Source organism: Bacillus cereus, from assembly GCF_025917685.1.
In the GTDB taxonomy this organism is placed as follows: Bacteria; Bacillota; Bacilli; order Bacillales; family Bacillaceae_G; genus Bacillus_A; species Bacillus_A cereus_AT.
The window spans coordinates 5,068,330-5,085,993 of record NZ_CP089518.1 but is presented as its reverse complement, the minus strand read 5'-3'; the positions used below and the strand labels follow the sequence as shown (position 1 = coordinate 5,085,993).

The following is a 17,664-nucleotide window of genomic DNA, read 5'->3' as shown; positions in this document are numbered from 1 at the left end:
CTGAATTTCGTATTTCTATACGATTTACATGAAATCAGTTGACAACCATACTCTTTTTTAGTTACCCCCAAATTCGGTCCATTGTATTTAAATTTGGAGAATATGACTTTCATCTTGCATAGGCAAACAATACTTCATCCAGAGCGTTTTTAATTATATAATGCTGGCGGTGGAACGCTTTTTGTACTACCTGTTTCGGTGTGTAGGTTGGCTGTGTAATTAAACACCAAACGTTTTAACATATGGCCAATTTCACCTCAACTCATAATGGCAAAAAATGCATCTTCAATAACATTTTTTAGAATACGAGTATCCTAGCGTGTTTCACAATCGTAATCTTCCTCGGCTGATATGCTAAATTCGATTATAGATTGTACTTCTTGTTATTCTTTAGGAGGATAAGTAAGGAAGTTGACCAAATGCATATTTACTGTGAAGTGGCTCTGCCATACGTGTCGGTAATGCAATTTTCGTATTTATAGAGCAAACGTTTGCGTTGATATGGATAAATTTCAGAAACCCTACAGCATAATAAGACGAATGACTGTCATGAGTTTTATCGTGAGTGCTTTTTGAATTGTCTTCTTCTGGCTTTGAAGTTATTCTATGGCCCATTCATACGTATTTGTAATTCGAATTTCTTTATCAAAATTTGTCCTGTCCGGTATCTGTTCTTGTTAAACAGTATAGGCCAGAAATAACATAGTTTAGACATGTCGGAGAAATGAGATGAATCTATATAAAAGTCATACTTTGGACTTCAAACTTCAAGTTTCTAAGCAATAGAAGGGTTGAAAAAAGAGAAAAAGATGATAATAGCTATCAAAAATATTTAAGTAAAATAGCTTAATAACATTGAATAATAGAATCTTTGTCATAGTATGTTTGCACCAAAATCTATCTACATTTAATTTTATAGGGAGGAATCATACAAAGTATGTATTTAAAAAGAATAACTTCGATTTTCTCGATTATAATGATTTTCATGTTTACCATAGGTCAGAGTTTTTTAGGTATAGTAGCAAATGCAAAAGAGCTAAACACAGCAGGACTTGTGGATAGTATTAAGATTGATAAAACAGATCTTTATATTGGACAAGAGACTAAAGTAACTGTAAACTTCAGTGAAAAAGATGGAGTTAGGCTGAAGCCAGGAGACACACTAACATTAACACTGCCCCCAGAATTAATAGGGTTGAATACACAGTTTGATTTAGGTGATTATGGTACTTGTACAGTCAATTCAGGTACTGTGATATGCACATTTAATGATAAAGTAGATACACGTGATGATATTAAAGGATATTTAAACTTTTACGTGCAAGCTGCTAACGTAGGAGAAGATCAAAAGAAAGAGATTGAAACCAATTTAGGTACAAATGTAGATAAGCAATCTGTAACAATTACCGGTCCAACAAGCGGTGGTGGTACAGATCCTGGAAAGGGTCCGTTTTTTTATAAAACTGGTGATATGAGAGGTAAGCCAGGTGAGGTACGTTGGTTCTTAAATGCAAACTTAAATAAAGAAGAGTTAAGTGATGATATTGTTGTGGCTGATAATTTACAAGAAGGTCAAATACTTAATAAAGATAGTTTTAGGATAGATATTGATAATTATCTAGGCCGTCAAAACTTATCACTGCAAGAGTTTGAATCTAAAGGTTATGGAAAGATTACCTTTACTGGTGAAAACTCATTTCAAGTTGTGCTTTATAAGGATAAAGCACGTCTTTCCTCCTTTTCGATTGCTTATACATCTACTATAACGGATGCCGGAAAGGCGCAAGATTTCTTTAAGAATGATTATACGATTGATTATCAAATTTATAATAAAGAGCCAGTTACTGAATCGGGTAGCTACCCAGTTGAAAATAGGACAGCCGGCGGTGGTGCTGAAGGGGTCCCAAGAGGAACGCTAAAAATTGTTAAGCACCTTGATAAAGATGAAGAAAAAGTCATACCGAATGTTTCATTTGAGTTGTATAAAGAGTCGGGTGAACAAGTTGGAAATCTATATAAAACAGATGAAAAAGGTGTCATCGAAATCAAGGGTTTAACACCAGGCAAATATTATGTGAAAGAAGTTTCAGCTCCAAACTATATTGATTTTGATCCACAGGCAAAAGTAGAGTTTGAAGTGAAAGCAGATGCTGTAAACGGAATTAAGTTGCCGATTTCTAATAAAGTGAAAACTACATCAGTTGCAGGAACGAAGATGTGGAAAGGCGATAACGAGAAAGATCGTCCAAGTTCAATCAAAGTAGAATTACTACAAAATGAGAAAGTAGTAGACACGAAAGAAGTAACAGCGGCAGATGGTTGGAAATACAAATTTGACAACCTAGCAGCTTATGATGCAAATGGAGTAGTATACAAGTATGAAGTAAAAGAACAACCGATAGATGGATACACAACAGAAGTAAATGGTTATGACATTACAAATACAAAAGTGGTACAAACAACTAAAGTAGAAGGAACGAAAACATGGAAGGACGGAAATACGGAAGGTCGTCCGACGATGATTAAAGTAGACTTACTACAAGACGGTACAGTGATTGCGACGCAAGAAGTAAGCGAAGCAACAGGCTGGAAATATGAATTTAAAGATCTGGCGATAAACAATGCAGACGGAAAAGTATATAAGTATGAAGTGAAAGAACAAGCAGTAGACGGATACGAATCCAAAGTAAATGGTTATGACATCACAAATACAAAAGTAGGCAAGACATCAGTTGCAGGAACGAAGACGTGGAAAGGTGGCACAGAGGAAGAGCATAAAGCCATCAAAGTAGACTTACTACAAGACGGTACAGTGATTGCGACACAAGAGGTAAGCAAAGAAACAGGTTGGAAGTATGAATTTAAAGATTTAGTAGCGTTCGATGCAAATGGAAAAGCATACAAGTATGAAGTGAAAGAACAACCGGTAGATGGATATGAATCCAAAGTAAATGGTTATGACATCACGAATACAAAAGTAGGCAAGACATCAGTTGCAGGAACGAAGACGTGGAACGATAACAATGCATCAGATCGTCCGAAAACCATTAAAGTAGATTTAATACAAAAAGATAACTCACCAGCACAAAAAGAAACAGTAATTGCGACGCAAGAAGTAAGTGAAGCAACAGGCTGGAAGTATGAGTTTGAAAATTTAGCAGCGTATGATGAAAATGGAGTAGCATACAAGTATGAAGTGAAAGAACAAGCAGTACCAGGATATGAATCCAAAGTAAATGGTTATGACATCACAAATACAAAAGTAGGCGAAACAAAAGTAGAAGGAACGAAGACATGGAAAGACGATAACGCGAAAGATCGTCCGGAAATGATAAAAGTAGATCTTTTACAAAACGGTAAGGTAGTAGATACAAAAGAAGTAACAGCGGCAACAGAATGGAAGTACACATTTGAAAACCTCCAAGCATATGATGCAGACGGAGCAGCGTACAAGTATGAAGTGAAAGAACAAGCAGTACCAGGATATGAATCCAAAGTAAATGGTACTGACATCACAAATACAAAAGTAGGCAAAACAAAAGTAGAAGGAACGAAGACATGGAACGATGGAAATGCAACAGACCGTCCGACAATGATCAAAGTAGACTTACTACAAAACGGGAATGTGATTCAAACACAAGACGTATTCGCAGTAATGGGTTGGAAATATATATTCTCAGATTTAGCAGCATATGATGCGGAAGGTAAGGCTTACGAATATACAGTGAAAGAACAGCCAGTACCAGGATATGAATCCAAAGTAAGTGGTACCGACATTACAAATACAAAAGTAGGTCAAACAAAAGTAGAAGGAACGAAGATATGGAAAGACGATAACGCAACAGACCGTCCGGAAATGATTAAAGTAGACCTTTTACAAAATGGTACAGTGATTGCGACGCAAGAAGTAAGCAAAGTAACAGGTTGGAAATATGAATTCAAAGATTTAGTAGCGTATGATGCAGAAGGCAAGGCATACAAGTATGAAGTGAAAGAACAAGCAGTACCAGGATATGAATCCAAAGTAAATGGTTATGACATCACAAATACAAAAGTAGGCGAAACAAAAGTAGAAGGAACGAAGACATGGAACGATGATAACGCGAAAGATCGTCCGGAAATGATAAAAGTGGATCTTTTACAAAACGGTAAAGTAGTAGATACAAAAGAAGTAACAGCGGCAACAAACTGGAAGTACACATTTGAAAAGCTCCAAGCATACGATGCAAACGGAGTAACATACAAGTATGAAGTGAAGGAACAGCCAGTAGCAGGATATAAATCCAAAGTAAGTGGTACTGACATCACGAATACAAAAGTAGGCGAAACGAAAGTAGAAGGAACAAAAACGTGGAACGATAACAATGCAACAGATCGTCCAAGCACAATCAAAGTAGACTTACTACAAAACGGTCAAGTAATTGACACGAAAGAAGTAAGTAAAGCAACAAATTGGAAGTACACGTTTGAAAAATTACAAGCTTATGACGCAAACGGAGCAGCGTACAAGTATGAAGTGAAAGAACAACAGGTAGACGGATACAAATCCGAAGTAAACGGTTATGACATCACGAATACAAAAGTAGGCGAAACGAAAGTAGAAGGAACAAAAACGTGGAACGATAACAATGCAACAGATCGTCCAAGCACAATCAAAGTAGACTTACTACAAAACGGTAAAGTAGTAGACACAAAAGAAGTAACAGCAGAAACAAACTGGAAGTACACGTTTGAAAAACTACAAGCTTATGATGCAAAAGGTAAGATATACAAGTATGAAGTGAAAGAACAAGCAGTACCAGGATATGAATCCAAAGTAAATGGTACTGACATCACAAATACAAAAGTAGGCAAAATAAAAGTAGAAGGAACGAAGACATGGAACGACGGAAATGCAACAGACCGTCCGACAATGATCAAAGTAGACTTACTACAAAACGGGAACGTGATTCAAACACAAGACGTATTCGCAGTAATGGGTTGGAAATATATATTCACAGATTTAGAAGCATATGATGCGGAAGGTAAGGCTTACGAGTATACAGTGAAAGAACAGCCAGTAGCTGGATATGAAACAAAAGTAAGTGGTACTGACATCACAAATACAAAAGTAGGTCAAACAAAAGTAGAAGGAACGAAGACATGGAAAGATGATAACGCAACAGATCGTCCGGAAATGATTAAAGTAGACCTTTTACAAAATGGTACAGTGATTGCGACGCAAGAAGTAAGCAAAGCAACAGGTTGGAAATATGAATTCAAAGATTTAGCAGCGTATGATGCAAACGGAGTAGCGTACAAGTATACAGTGAAGGAACAACCAGTAGCAGGATATGAAACAAAAGTAAGTGGTACTGACATCACAAATACAAAAGTAGGCGAAACAAAAGTAGAAGGGACGAAGACATGGAACGATGATAACGCGAAAGATCGTCCGGAAATGATCAAAGTGGATCTTTTACAAAACGGTAAAGTAGTAGATACAAAAGAAGTAACAGCGGCAACAAACTGGAAGTACACATTTGAAAAGCTCCAAGCATACGATGCAAACGGAGTGGCATACAAGTATGAAGTGAAAGAACAGCCAGTAGCAGGATATGAAACAAAAGTAAGTGGTACTGACATTACAAATACAAAAGTAGGCAAAACAAAAGTAGAAGGAACGAAAACATGGAACGACGATAACGCGAAAGATCGTCCGGAAATGATTAAAGTAGATCTTTTACAAAATGGTACAGTGATTGCGACGCAAGAAGTAAGCAAAGCAACAGGCTGGAAATACGAATTCAAAGATTTAGCAGCGTATGATGCAAACGGAGTAGCGTACAAGTATGAAGTGAAGGAACAAGCAGTTGAAGGATATAAATCCAAAGTAAAAGGTTATGACATCACAAATACAAAAGTAGGCGAAACAAAAGTAGAAGGGACGAAGACATGGAACGACGATAACGCGAAAGATCGTCCGACAATGATCAAAGTAGATCTTTTACAAAACGGTAAAGTAGTAGATACAAAAGAGGTAACAGCAGAAACGAATTGGAAGTATATGTTTGAAAAGCTCCAAGCATATGATGAAAATGGAGTAGCGTACAAGTATGAAGTGAAGGAACAACCGGTAGCAGGATATGAATCCAAAGTAAGTGGTACTGACATCACGAATACAAAAGTAGCGAAATTGACAGTAGAAGGAACAAAAACATGGAACGATAACAACGCAACAGATCGTCCAAGCACAATCAAAGTAGACTTACTACAAAACGGTAAAGTAGTAGATACAAAAGAAGTAACAGCGGCAACAAACTGGAAATATGCATTTGCAGATGTAGAAGCATATGACGCAAATGGAGTAGCGTACAAGTATGAAGTGAAGGAACAGCCAGTAGCAGGATATCAATCTGACGTACACGGTTATGACATCACAAATACAAAAGTAGGCGAAACAAAAGTAGAAGGAACGAAAACGTGGAACGATAACAATGCAACAGATCGTCCAAGCTCGATTAAAGTAGACTTACTACAAAACGGTCAAGTAGTAGATACGAAAGAAGTAACAGCAGCAAGTGAATGGAAGTACACGTTTGAAAAACTACAAGCCTACGATGCAGAAGGTAAGGCATACAAGTATGAAGTGAAAGAGCAAGCAGTTGAAGGATATAAATCCAAAGTAAAAGGTTATGACATCACAAATACAAAAGTAGGCGAAACAAAAGTAGAAGGGACGAAGACATGGAAAGACGATAACGCGAAAGATCGTCCGACAATGATCAAAGTAGATCTTTTACAAAACGGTAAAGTAGTAGATACAAAAGAGGTAACAGCAGCAATTGAATGGAAGTACACGTTTGGCAAACTCCAAGCCTACGATGCAGAAGGTAAGGCATACAAGTATGAAGTGAAGGAACAGCCAGTAGCAGGATATGAATCCAAAGTAAAAGGTTATGACATCACAAATACAAAAGTAGGCAAAACAAAAGTAGAAGGGACGAAAACATGGAACGACGATAACGCGAAAGATCGTCCAAATATGATTAAAGTAGACCTTTTACAAAATGGTACAGTGATTGCGACGCAAGAAGTAAGCAAAGCAACAGGCTGGAAATACGAATTCAAAGATTTAGCAGCGTATGATGCAGAAGGTAAGGCATACAAGTATGAAGTGAAAGAGCAAGCGGTACCAGGATATGAATCAAAAGTAAGTGGTACTGACATCACAAATACAAAAGTAGGCGAAACAAAAGTAGAAGGAACGAAGGTATGGAAGGACGGAAATGGTGAAGGCCGTCCAGAAATAATCAAAGTAGACCTACTACAAAATGGCAAGGTAATCGATACAAAAGAAGTAAGCGCAGCAAGCGAATGGAAATATGCGTTTACAGATTTGGCGGCATATGATGCAGAAGGTAAGGCGTATAAGTATGAAGTGAAAGAACAAGCAGTAGACGGATATCAAACAGAAGTAAAAGGTTATGACATCACGAATACAAAGGTTGGCAAAACAAAAGTAGAAGGAACGAAAACATGGAAAGACGATAACGCGAAAGATCGTCCGGAAATGATTAAAGTAGACCTACTACAAAATGGTACAGTGATTGCGATGCAAGAAGTAAGCAAAGCAACAGGCTGGAAATACGAATTTAAAGATTTAGCGGCATATGATGCAGAAGGTAAGGCATACAAGTATGAAGTGAAAGAACAACCAATCGACGGATACAAATCCGAAGTGAAAGGATATGACATCACGAATACAAAGATTGGTCAAACAAAAGTAGAAGGAACGAAGGTATGGAAGGACGGAAATGGTGAAGGCCGTCCAGAAATAATCAAAGTAGACCTACTGCAAAATGGCAAGGTAATCGATACAAAAGAAGTAAGCGCAGTAAGCGAATGGAAATATGCGTTTACAGATTTAGTGGCATACGATACCGAAGGTAAGGCATATAAGTATGAAGTAAAAGAACAAACAGTAGACGGGTATCAATCCGAAGTAAAAGGTTATGACATTACGAATACAAAGGTTGATCAAACAAAAGTAGAAGGAACGAAAACATGGAAAGACGATAATGCAAAAGAACGTCCAGAAATGATCAAAGTAGACCTACTACAAAATGGCAAAGTAATCGCAACACAAGAAGTGAGTGCAGCAAGCGAATGGAAATATGCGTTTACAGATTTAGCGGCATATGATGCAAACGGAGTAGCTTATGAGTATAAAGTGAAAGAACAACCGGTAGACGGATACAAATCTGAGGTAAACGGTAATGACATCACAAATACAAAAGTAGGCCAAACAAAAGTAGAAGGAACAAAAACATGGAAAGACGATAATGCAAAAGAACGTCCAGAAATAATCAAAGTAGACTTACTACAAAATGGCCAAGTGGTTGCGACACAAGAAGTAAGTGAAGCAACAGGCTGGAAATATGAATTTAAAGATTTAGCAGCATACGATGCCGAAGGAAAGGCATACAAGTATGAAGTGAAAGAACAACCAGTAGCGGGATACAAATCCGAAGTAAAAGGTTATGACATCACAAATACAAAAATCAAGGACGAACCAGGTGTAGATCCAAAAGATCCAAGCACAGATCCAAAAGATCCAAGCACAGATCCAAAAGATCCAAGCACAGATCCAAAAGATCCAAGCACAGATCCAAAAGATCCAAGCACAGATCCAAAAGATCCAAGTACAAATCCAAAAGATCCAAGCACAGATCCAAAAGATCCAAACACAAATACAGACAAAAATAGCGATTCAAAAGTTCCACCTACTACAGAAAATGATAAGCCAACATTACTTCCTAACACAGGAGGAGCATCAGCAGAAATGATTTCAATTCTTGGCGGTATGGTATTGTTCCTTTTAGGTGGAATTCTATTTGCTCGTCAGCGAATAAAATAATAAAAAAGCTTTAGATTATTGATTAAACCGTAATCTGAGTAGCAGACAAGTTGAAAAATTACTATTGATATTACGCCCTTTAGGTAAGTATTCAAAAACTTCACGATAAAGTGAAGGGAAGAATGCAACCTGAAGGGTTTTTTTATAGAAAAAAGAGAACAGTTTCACGTTGGACTCAATCAACGGCCCAATAATATAGTCAGCTTTCATAGAGATAAGCGGCTCTAAAGCGATAATAAAGCTGCTTTTAAGAAGTCTATTATCACAAGCTTAGAATGTGGTTTCCTATCTCATGTAATTTAAGGTCAATGACCATGTTCCATTAAGTTTTAGATGAATGCATAGCCATTTTTATGGCCAATTTAGAAATAGTATTTTGGAAAGCTTTGTTCTTGAGTAGCTGTTGCAACGTTTATTTCAGGAATAAAAGCATTAATTCCTGAAATTCAAGTTAAAGTTCACACAACTGCAAGGATAATTTTTTCATAATTAAAAACCTCTTTATTAGATGTAATCAATAGTATTACAATTTTTATTCTACATGATAATGCTATGCAATAAATGTGTTTTTTATTTATATATTAAGATTTTAATTATACGCGATAATACCATGTAATAAATATGCTTTTATGCATATTTATTTTTTCTCAATAAACAGCCACCGATTAATCGGTGGCTTGAAATAGTATTAAGCAGCTTTTTGTCCTGTTTTCACGGTAGGTTGAAGGCTATTATAGACGCCTGTACCAATGACCTCTAATGCCATTTTCATACGTTCTGGTGAAATATTCTCAAATACATTATCTTGAGGCGTGTGATATACCTTTTCAATATGATAGATTAATGGATTCCAACTATCGACGCCCATCCAAATAAATAGTGCAGAAGGAATACCCACTTCAGCAAATGGTACGTGATCACTAGAGCCGAATTTTCCTTGAAGAACGAGATCATTATTTAATTGTTTACCTGCTTGTAAGGCAGCATCTGTTACAAGGTTCGTTGATCCATCAGGAGTCATTGCATATAAATTCTTTGCTTTATCATAATTTGTTGCAACCATGTCTGCGTTAAAGACACCTAAAATTCGATCGCGTTCTTTTTGGGACAGACTATTAACATAATAATCAGAGCCAAGTAAGCCAGTTTCTTCAGAACCAAAAGCAATAAAACGAATTTCTTTATCAGTTTCTACATTTTGAAAAGCACGAGCTAATTCTAATACTAATCCCGTACCAGAAGCATTATCATTTGCCCCAGGTGCCCCAACGACACTATCATAGTGTGAACTTACAACAACAGCTTTTTCATTACCTGTACTATTTTTTGGTTTCTTTTTAGCGATGACATTTAGGGATGTTAAATTAGACTCATGTCTCGCTTTTAGGGAAAGCATCGTTGTCTCTTTTTTAGCAATTTCTTCTTTAAACGCATTTCCTTGAGCATAAGCAAGACCAAAGACAGGGATAGACTGCTTTTTAGTTAAGCGAGGATTGAAGGTTTGTCCGTAGTTTCCACGACCTCCAATTAAGCTGTATAAAAGCACACCTTTTGCCCCTTTACTAACAGCATTTTCAACTTGTTTATTATAGTCTGCTACTGTTGTTCCTCTTTCAAATAAAACAATTTTTCCATTTACCTCATTTGGAATATCTTCTAATTTTGTTCCACCTTGAACAAAGATAAGGGGAGCTGTAACAGCTTCTGTAGAAATTAGTGCATTTGGAGCAGCACCAGCTTGCCAATTGCGTTTTGTGGATAATGGTGATTCGATAAATCCAACGTATTGATCTGGAACTTGAAATGGCTGATATTCTACTTCATAGCCCATTGATTTAAGCTGCATACCAACGTAGCGAGAGGCCCATTCTTCTGATTTAGTACCACCTGGACGGGGACCAATTGTTTCGGATAAGAAACGGATATGTTCGATAGCGCGGCTTGCATCAACTTGTGTTGTAATAGGTGAATTTTGTGTGATTTCTGACGTGGAATCAGCTTTTGCTTGTCCGATTGGAGCTAAGCTAACAGCGAGTGATACAGCAAGCAAGGAGCTTACTATTTTTTGTTTCAGTGATTTTCTCATTTTTTCCTCTCCCATTCTTCTATTCTCTCTGACTGACAAAAGAAGACGGATAACGACTACATTTTACCTTTATATATCTGAATTTTCAATAAATGTATGTTGAGAAATAAAAAACGCTATATGCACATTTGCATATTTTTAGCGGATATATGTATGCTATCATTTTAAATGAAGGATCGCTTTCAGTTCTGAAGCCTCCTACATTGCATGAATCTAGTGTACCCAAACTTTAGATTATGTAGGGAAAAGAGATCTGTTATAGGGTTTCTTTTCTTTTGTTTGAATCATGTGATGATAACTATGTTTCCGCATTTCATAATTATCATCAATGATATATGTAAGGCATCCATATGAAAATACGAGGCTGTTCAAGAGTTTTCCGTACTTTTGGGCAGCCTCACCCCGTTAAAAAGGTGATGCTTTGATGCACCACCTTTTTATTTATATAAGCTTTTACATGCATAAAAATAATGAAAAAACAGCCGTTTCAGTAGCAGGAATCTACAAAACGGCTGTTTTTTATTATATTTCTGTTAAAATAATCGGTTCACCGCGAGTTACAACGATTGTATGTTCACATTGTGCAACAAGGCTTTTGTCTGGTGTAACGAATGTCCAACCATCATCACCGCGCTCAATAATATGATCTGCTTTCATTGAGATGAATGGTTCTACAGCGATAACAAGACCGTCTTTTAGAAGTGCATTATCCATTGGATCATAGTAGCTTAAAATGTGGTTTGGAGCTTCATGTAAACTAAGGCCAATGCCATGACCAGTTAAGTTTTGGATTACGTTATATCCACTTTTATGTGCAAAGTTAGAAACAGCACGACCAATTTGATTTTGTTTTGATCCAGCTTTTATTTTTTTCATTGCTTCCCAAAATGCATCTACTGCAGCTTGGCATAGCTTTTCTTTTTCTTCATCTTCTCCAAGAACAAATGAGATACCTGTATCTGCATAATAGCCGTCAAGTGCTGCTGATACGTCTACGTTTACTAAATCGCCTTCTTTTAATACACGATCGCCTGGAATACCGTGAGCAACTTCTTCATTTACACTAATGCAAGTTACACCTGGGAATTTATATTCTTTTTCAGGCGCTGAAATAGCACCGTTCTCGTCTAATACTTTTTTACCAATTAAATCAAGCTCTTTCGTTGTCATACCTGGCTTCGCTTGCTTTTTCATTTCTTCGCGTGCAAGTGCAACGATGCGGCCGATTTTTCGTAAACCTTCTAAATCTTGTTCATTACGAATAATCATGAAAACCACTGTCCTTCCTCGAATATATGTCTTATCCGATTGTATCATGTTTGTTTTTGTACTGCTACTCGCGTGCGGTATGCGGGTTGATTCCTCTCATAGAGAATACATGACAATTGTCATATGGATGTCATGACGCATCATACTGTTTCCTAACTTTTCCAGAGCGTACAATGTAAATATAAGAAACGGCGGGGGTGGAGAGATGGAAAAGATTATTGAAGTAAATGGTGTTTCTAAAACATTTAAACATAAAGAAGCAGTAAATAACGTTTCATTTCATGTGAATAAAGGGCAAATAGTAGCATTACTCGGACCGAATGGTGCGGGGAAAACAACGACAATTTCAATGATGCTCGGATTAAAAGATCCAACAGAAGGGAATATCTCTATATTTGGAAAGAGTCCGAAGCATAGAGAGGTTCGCAATAGCCTCGGTGCGATGCTGCAAGAAGTAAGTGTGATTGATAGCATCACGGTAGAAGAGGCAATCGAGTTATTCCGTAGTTATTATACGAATCCTGTAGAGAAAGAAACATTACTGCAGTTGTCAAACTTAGAAACAGAACGAAAGCAAAGATGTGAGAAATTATCGGGCGGTCAAAAAAGGAGGTTAAATTTTGCGCTGGCACTTGCAGGGAATCCAGATTTGTTGTTTTTAGATGAACCAACTGTAGGGATGGACATTACATCTCGAAAAACGTTTTGGGAAACGATTAGAAAATTAGCAAGTGAAGGGAAAACGATTATTTTAACAACACATTATTTAGAAGAAGCGGATGCGTTAGCAGATCGAATTTTATTATTTGCGAACGGAAAGATTATCGCAGATGGCACACCGGATGAGATGAAAGCGACAATCTCGCAAAAAACAGTTTCGTTTGTTGCAACGGAGAAAATACCGAAAGCTTTATTAAAAGGATTGCCAAATGTGACGGGGGTTCAGTCTCATGAACCGCGTATTATTTTAACGACGGATGATACAGATGCTACATTGCGAGCGATTTTTAAGAAAGATTTACCTGTTATGGACATTTCAGTTGAACGCGGAAGTCTTGATGAAGCGTTTGAGCAGTTTGTTGCAAATCAGAAGGAGGGAATCGCATGAAAGCTTTATGGATGCAGTGCAAAATAGAAATTTTACGTACGTTTCGTAATAAATTATTTATCTTTTTTTCATTATTAATGCCAGTTATGTTTTATTACATCTTTACAAATGTAGTTCAAGTGCCACAGAACGGAGATGCTTGGAAAGCACATTATTTAATTTCAATGGCGACTTTCAGTATTGTAGGGACTGCACTTTTTAGTTTCGGTGTGAGACTTTCTCAGGAAAAAGGGCAAGGATGGACTCATCTTTTAAAAATTACACCACTTCCAGAAGGTGTGTATATAACAGCTAAAATTATTGCTCAAACAGTAGTGAATGCTTTTTCAATCTTAGTTATTTTTATGGCAGGAATATTAATTAATAACGTCGAGTTAACGGTAGGACAATGGATTGGTGCTGGGTTATGGCTATTATTAGGCGTGACACCATTTTTAGCGCTCGGAACAGTAATAGGTTCAATTAAGAAGGCAGATGCAGCTGCTGGGTTAGCGAATATTTTAAATATGTGTTTAGCCATTCTTGGCGGCTTATGGATGCCAATTGAAATATTTCCAAAAATATTAAGATCTATTGGTGAATGGACACCAACATATCATTTCGGAAGCGGTGCGTGGGATATTGTAGCTGGGAAGTCAATTGGTTGGGAAAATATCGCGGTACTAGGAGGTTATTTCCTTATATTTGTTGTAGTATCAATATATATAAGAAAAAGACAGGAAGCGGTATAAATGATAGAGAAGAAGAGGATTGAGATTTTTCCGAAACAGATGGGTTTCTTCCCGTATATGTGGCTCGTGTATTTATTATTTCCAATCTATAATTTAACACAAGTATCAGGATGGAAGCTTGTAATAGGGATCGGTATGTTGATAGTCTTCACCGTCACATACCGGCAGCTTTATTTTGTTAATAAGACTTTTGTTTTATGGGCATGCATCCAAATGATACTTACCTTGTTATTTGCTTTTTATTATAATCCTTTCATGATCTTTTTTGGGTTTTTCACGGCGAGTGCGATAGGGTTTGCTCCTAGTAAAAAAGTATTTCGAGTGCTGTTGTCTCTGTTAATTGTAATGCTTGGAACTTTTATATTTGTAAACCTTAATCACCTATCAACTACAGAATTAGTGAATATAGTTCCGATGTTTATTATAATGCTGCTTACACCATTTGGTATGCGTAATTTTAATCAAAAAAAGATGTTAAAGAATCAACTAAACGAAGCAAACGAACAAATTAAAGACTTAGTAAAACGTGAAGAGCGTCAGCGAATTGCAAGGGATCTTCACGACACGTTAGGGCATACGCTATCTCTTATTACTTTAAAAAGCCAGCTCGTGGAGAAGTTAATTGTGAAAAATCCAGAACGTGCAAGTATGGAAGCGAAGGAAATTACACAAACATCTCGTACAGCTTTAAAGCAGTTAAGAGAGTTAATTTCTGATATGCGTATGATTACAGTAGAAGAAGAGCTGGAGCAAATAAAGGCGATTTTACAAGCTGCTAATATTGAATTAGAGGTGAAGCAGGAAGCAAGTTCGAGTTCGTTATCACCAATTGAACAAAATATTTTAGGAATGTGTTTGCGTGAGGCAGTTACGAATATTGTAAAGCATAGTAAGGCGACGGAGTGCATTGTATCTGTATTAGAATCGCAAGGTGAACTGATTTTGAAAGTAGAGGATAATGGCGTAGGTTTGGAAAATCAAAATCATGATGGAAACGGTATTCGCGGTATGAAGGAGCGGGTCGCCCTTATTGATGGGTTTGTTGAACTAAATACGATAAATCCAGGGACACTATTAATAGTAAAAGTACCAGTTGTTATTAGAACAGGAAAAGATGAGGTGAGGGCATGATTCGAATTATTATTGCAGAAGATCAGCGAATGCTTCGTGGTGCGTTAGGAGCCCTGCTTGATCTAGAGGATGATATTGAAGTAGTTGGTCAGGCTGCGAATGGGGAAGAGGCGTTAAAATTAATCGAATCGCTAAGGCCTGATATAAGTATTATGGATATTGAAATGCCGATTCAAAGTGGTTTAGATGTTGCTGAAGCGCTGAAGAAGGAAAAGTCACCTTGTAAAGTAATGATTTTAACAACATTTGCACGACCAGGTTATTTTGAACGGGCAATGAAAACTGGTGTTCACGGGTATTTATTAAAAGATAGCCCAAGTGAAGATTTAGCTGCAGCAATTCGTAATGTAATGAAAGGAAAGCGAGAGATCTCTCAAGATTTAATGTTCGGCTTATGGCAGGAACAAAATCCGTTATCAGATCGTGAAAAAGAAGTATTGTTACTTGCGAAAGAAGGAAAGACGGCAAATGAAATTGCGAAGGCACTTTATCTTTCACCTGGTACAGTACGTAATTATATTTCTGAAGTATTAACGAAGCTTGATGCGAAAAATAGAATTGAGGCAATTACAATTGCGGAAGAAAAGGGATGGATATGAAAAGAAGTTTACCTATGAGTGGTAAGCTTCTTTTTTCTTATAAACAAGTATTTCAATAGAGAGTTTCGTCGCAGTCGCATAGCTCAGAATTTGAAGTATATCGCGTAATTTAGATTTTACTTCATTTTTCGACAAAAAATTTGTTATAGTAAGATTAGGTTGTTGGTCTAAATTTTGGACAACTTTACCACTAACAGTTGTAATTACTCCATTTTTATCTACTTTTACAATAAGATCTTGGCCATATACTTTATAATTTTTGTAAGTTTGTGCAAGGCGAACTTCGGTTTTATTTTCTTTTGTATCTTTATTTGTAGGTTGGGAATCTACATTCATTTCAGTTGTCACTCACCCTTGTTGAGCTTTAGCCTCATTTATCTCACCCTTTAAATACTTTTTCGCCATATATTTTTGTATCATTTTGAGGTTGTGTTAATTTTTAAATCGTTAAACTAGGCTGAGCAATTTCAACGTTTACTTCATTTCTATCTAGTTCTTGGGTGTGAATAGCTTCTGCTGATAAAGGATAAAGAAGACCGAATGTAACGAAAGCACGGGCAAATTTTCTATAATTAATCTATAAAATTACTAGTCTATTATATTATGTGAGATGGATTGTATGAAAAATTTGCCGAATCTTATATATATTATGCATTATTTCATATCAAAAATTGTCGAATTCACATTATTGTAGTGGTATGACAACTCAAAAAATTAGATTGTTATAATGGGATGGTGAGTAAGTATGCACGCAGAAAAACTAGGAAGTGAAATTAAGAAAATTAGGGTGATGAGAGGATTAACACAAAAGCAGTTATCCGAGAACATATGTCATCAATCGGAAGTGAGTCGAATTGAATCGGGCGCGGTATACCCAAGTATGGATATATTGCAAGGTATTGCAGCGAAGTTACAAGTTCCCATTATTCATTTTTATGAGGTACTCATTTATTCTGATATTGAGAGGAATAAGCAATTAAAAGATCGAATTATTATGCTTTGTAAGCAAAAGAAATATAAAGAAATTTATACTAAGGTATGGAATGAGTTGAAAAAGGAAGAATATCATCCCGAGCTTCAGCAATTTCTTCAATGGCAATATTATGTAGCTGCTTACATATTGAAAAAAATCGATTACGAATATTGTATTTTAGAATTAAAGAAATTGCTCAATCAACAATTGGCAGGAATAGATGTATATCAGAACCTTTATATTGAAAACGCAATTGCAAACATTTACGCTGAAAATGGCTATTTTAAGAAGAGTATTGAGTTATTTGAAAATATATTAAAACAATTAGAGGCATTACATGATAATAAAGAGTTTGATGTGAAGGTGAGACATAATCATGCAAAAGCATTATACTTAGACAATCAATACGAAGAAGCGCTTTGTCACGCAAATAAAGCCATTGAACTATCGTGTCGAATTAATAGTATGACATTGATTGGACAGTTATACTATCGAAAAGGTGAATGCCTAGAAAAGCTCGAGTGTGATAGAGCAGAAATTGAAGATGCTTACGAAAAAGCGTGCTTCTTTTTCGATATATTAGGAAACCATACGTTAAAAGAGTCAATTATAAAAAAAATGAAGAAATAAAAAAACAAAAAACAAATATGCATAATTGCATAAGATGTGGATAAATTTTCATGATATATTTAAAGAAAAAATGCGGGTGATGGAATATGAAAAAACTACTTATTGGTAGTCTATTAACGTTAGCGATGGCATGGGGTATTTCATTAGGAGATACAGTTTTAGAGAAAAATCAAGTAATTTCTTATAATGATCAAGAGATACAAGTAGCTTCAGATGTACCTTTTGAGTACTAAAAAAC

Annotated in this window: 10 protein-coding genes; 7 read left to right on the top strand and 3 right to left on the bottom strand. The window is 36.4% G+C overall.

All coding sequences use genetic code 11. From position 1 onward, the window contains the following. The first annotated feature begins 937 nt into the window (after window positions 1-937). Entirely contained in the window at window positions 938-8,899 is a 7,962-nt protein-coding gene (locus LUS72_RS26530; RefSeq protein ID WP_264448474.1) for a Cna B-type domain-containing protein, read from the top strand. 688 nt (window positions 8,900-9,587) lie between these two features. Here the strand turns inward: LUS72_RS26530 and LUS72_RS26520 are convergent. Beyond that, window positions 9,588-10,985, bottom strand: coding sequence for a M28 family metallopeptidase (locus tag LUS72_RS26520; protein WP_097831484.1), 1,398 nt, complete (start codon window positions 10,983-10,985; stop codon window positions 9,588-9,590). A gap of 522 nt (window positions 10,986-11,507) precedes the next feature. After that, complete coding sequence (gene map / locus LUS72_RS26515) at window positions 11,508-12,302, bottom strand: type I methionyl aminopeptidase (protein ID WP_128856181.1); 795 nt, start codon at window positions 12,300-12,302, stop codon at window positions 11,508-11,510. A 157-nt stretch (window positions 12,303-12,459) separates the two neighbouring features. Between map and LUS72_RS26510 the strand changes: the two genes are divergently transcribed. Genes LUS72_RS26510 through LUS72_RS26495 form a run of 4 tightly spaced genes read left to right on the top strand, consistent with a single transcriptional unit; the run spans window position 12,460 to window position 15,823 of the window. Next, entirely contained in the window at window positions 12,460-13,362 is a 903-nt protein-coding gene (locus tag LUS72_RS26510; RefSeq protein ID WP_097831446.1) for an ABC transporter ATP-binding protein, read from the top strand. Then, window positions 13,359-14,093: an ABC transporter permease gene (locus LUS72_RS26505; protein WP_264448473.1), complete on the top strand. Its 735-nt coding sequence runs from the start codon at window positions 13,359-13,361 to the stop codon at window positions 14,091-14,093. The genes LUS72_RS26510 and LUS72_RS26505 overlap by 4 nt, the downstream gene beginning before the upstream one ends. After that, on the top strand, window positions 14,094-15,224 hold the full coding sequence (locus LUS72_RS26500) for a sensor histidine kinase (protein ID WP_264448472.1): 1,131 nt from the start codon (window positions 14,094-14,096) through the stop codon (window positions 15,222-15,224). Further along, window positions 15,221-15,823, top strand: coding sequence for a response regulator transcription factor (locus LUS72_RS26495; protein WP_097831449.1), 603 nt, complete (start codon window positions 15,221-15,223; stop codon window positions 15,821-15,823). Before LUS72_RS26500 ends, LUS72_RS26495 begins: the two co-directional genes overlap by 4 nt. Window positions 15,824-15,835: 12 nt before the next feature. Here LUS72_RS26495 and LUS72_RS26490 read toward each other — a convergent pair whose 3' ends face one another. Then, entirely contained in the window at window positions 15,836-16,159 is a 324-nt protein-coding gene (locus tag LUS72_RS26490; protein ID WP_071744047.1) for a bacillolysin, read from the bottom strand. A gap of 409 nt (window positions 16,160-16,568) precedes the next feature. Here LUS72_RS26490 and plcR point away from each other — a divergent pair, with 409 nt between their 5' ends. Together plcR and LUS72_RS26480 are read left to right on the top strand one after the other, a co-directional pair. Beyond that, window positions 16,569-17,426, top strand: coding sequence for a transcriptional regulator PlcR (gene plcR / locus LUS72_RS26485; protein ID WP_097831451.1), 858 nt, complete (start codon window positions 16,569-16,571; stop codon window positions 17,424-17,426). A gap of 86 nt (window positions 17,427-17,512) precedes the next feature. Next, on the top strand, window positions 17,513-17,659 hold the full coding sequence (locus tag LUS72_RS26480) for a quorum-sensing peptide PapR (protein WP_000734736.1): 147 nt from the start codon (window positions 17,513-17,515) through the stop codon (window positions 17,657-17,659). Window positions 17,660-17,664 lie beyond the last annotated feature (5 nt).

Bases quoted from the DNA above. Each gene is read 5' to 3' on its own strand.
- LUS72_RS26495 (WP_097831449.1), top strand. From the start codon at position 15,221: ATGATTCGAATTATTATTGCAGAAGATCAGCGAATGCTTCGTGGTGCG.
- LUS72_RS26480 (WP_000734736.1), top strand. From the start codon at position 17,513: ATGAAAAAACTACTTATTGGTAGTCTATTAACGTTAGCGATGGCATGG.
- LUS72_RS26510 (WP_097831446.1), top strand. From the start codon at position 12,460: ATGGAAAAGATTATTGAAGTAAATGGTGTTTCTAAAACATTTAAACAT.
- LUS72_RS26490 (WP_071744047.1), bottom strand. From the start codon at position 16,159: ATGAATGTAGATTCCCAACCTACAAATAAAGATACAAAAGAAAATAAA.
- LUS72_RS26500 (WP_264448472.1), top strand. From the start codon at position 14,094: ATGATAGAGAAGAAGAGGATTGAGATTTTTCCGAAACAGATGGGTTTC.
- plcR (WP_097831451.1), top strand. From the start codon at position 16,569: ATGCACGCAGAAAAACTAGGAAGTGAAATTAAGAAAATTAGGGTGATG.
- LUS72_RS26505 (WP_264448473.1), top strand. From the start codon at position 13,359: ATGAAAGCTTTATGGATGCAGTGCAAAATAGAAATTTTACGTACGTTT.
- map (WP_128856181.1), bottom strand. From the start codon at position 12,302: ATGATACAATCGGATAAGACATATATTCGAGGAAGGACAGTGGTTTTC.
- LUS72_RS26520 (WP_097831484.1), bottom strand. From the start codon at position 10,985: ATGAGAAAATCACTGAAACAAAAAATAGTAAGCTCCTTGCTTGCTGTA.
- LUS72_RS26530 (WP_264448474.1), top strand. From the start codon at position 938: ATGTATTTAAAAAGAATAACTTCGATTTTCTCGATTATAATGATTTTC.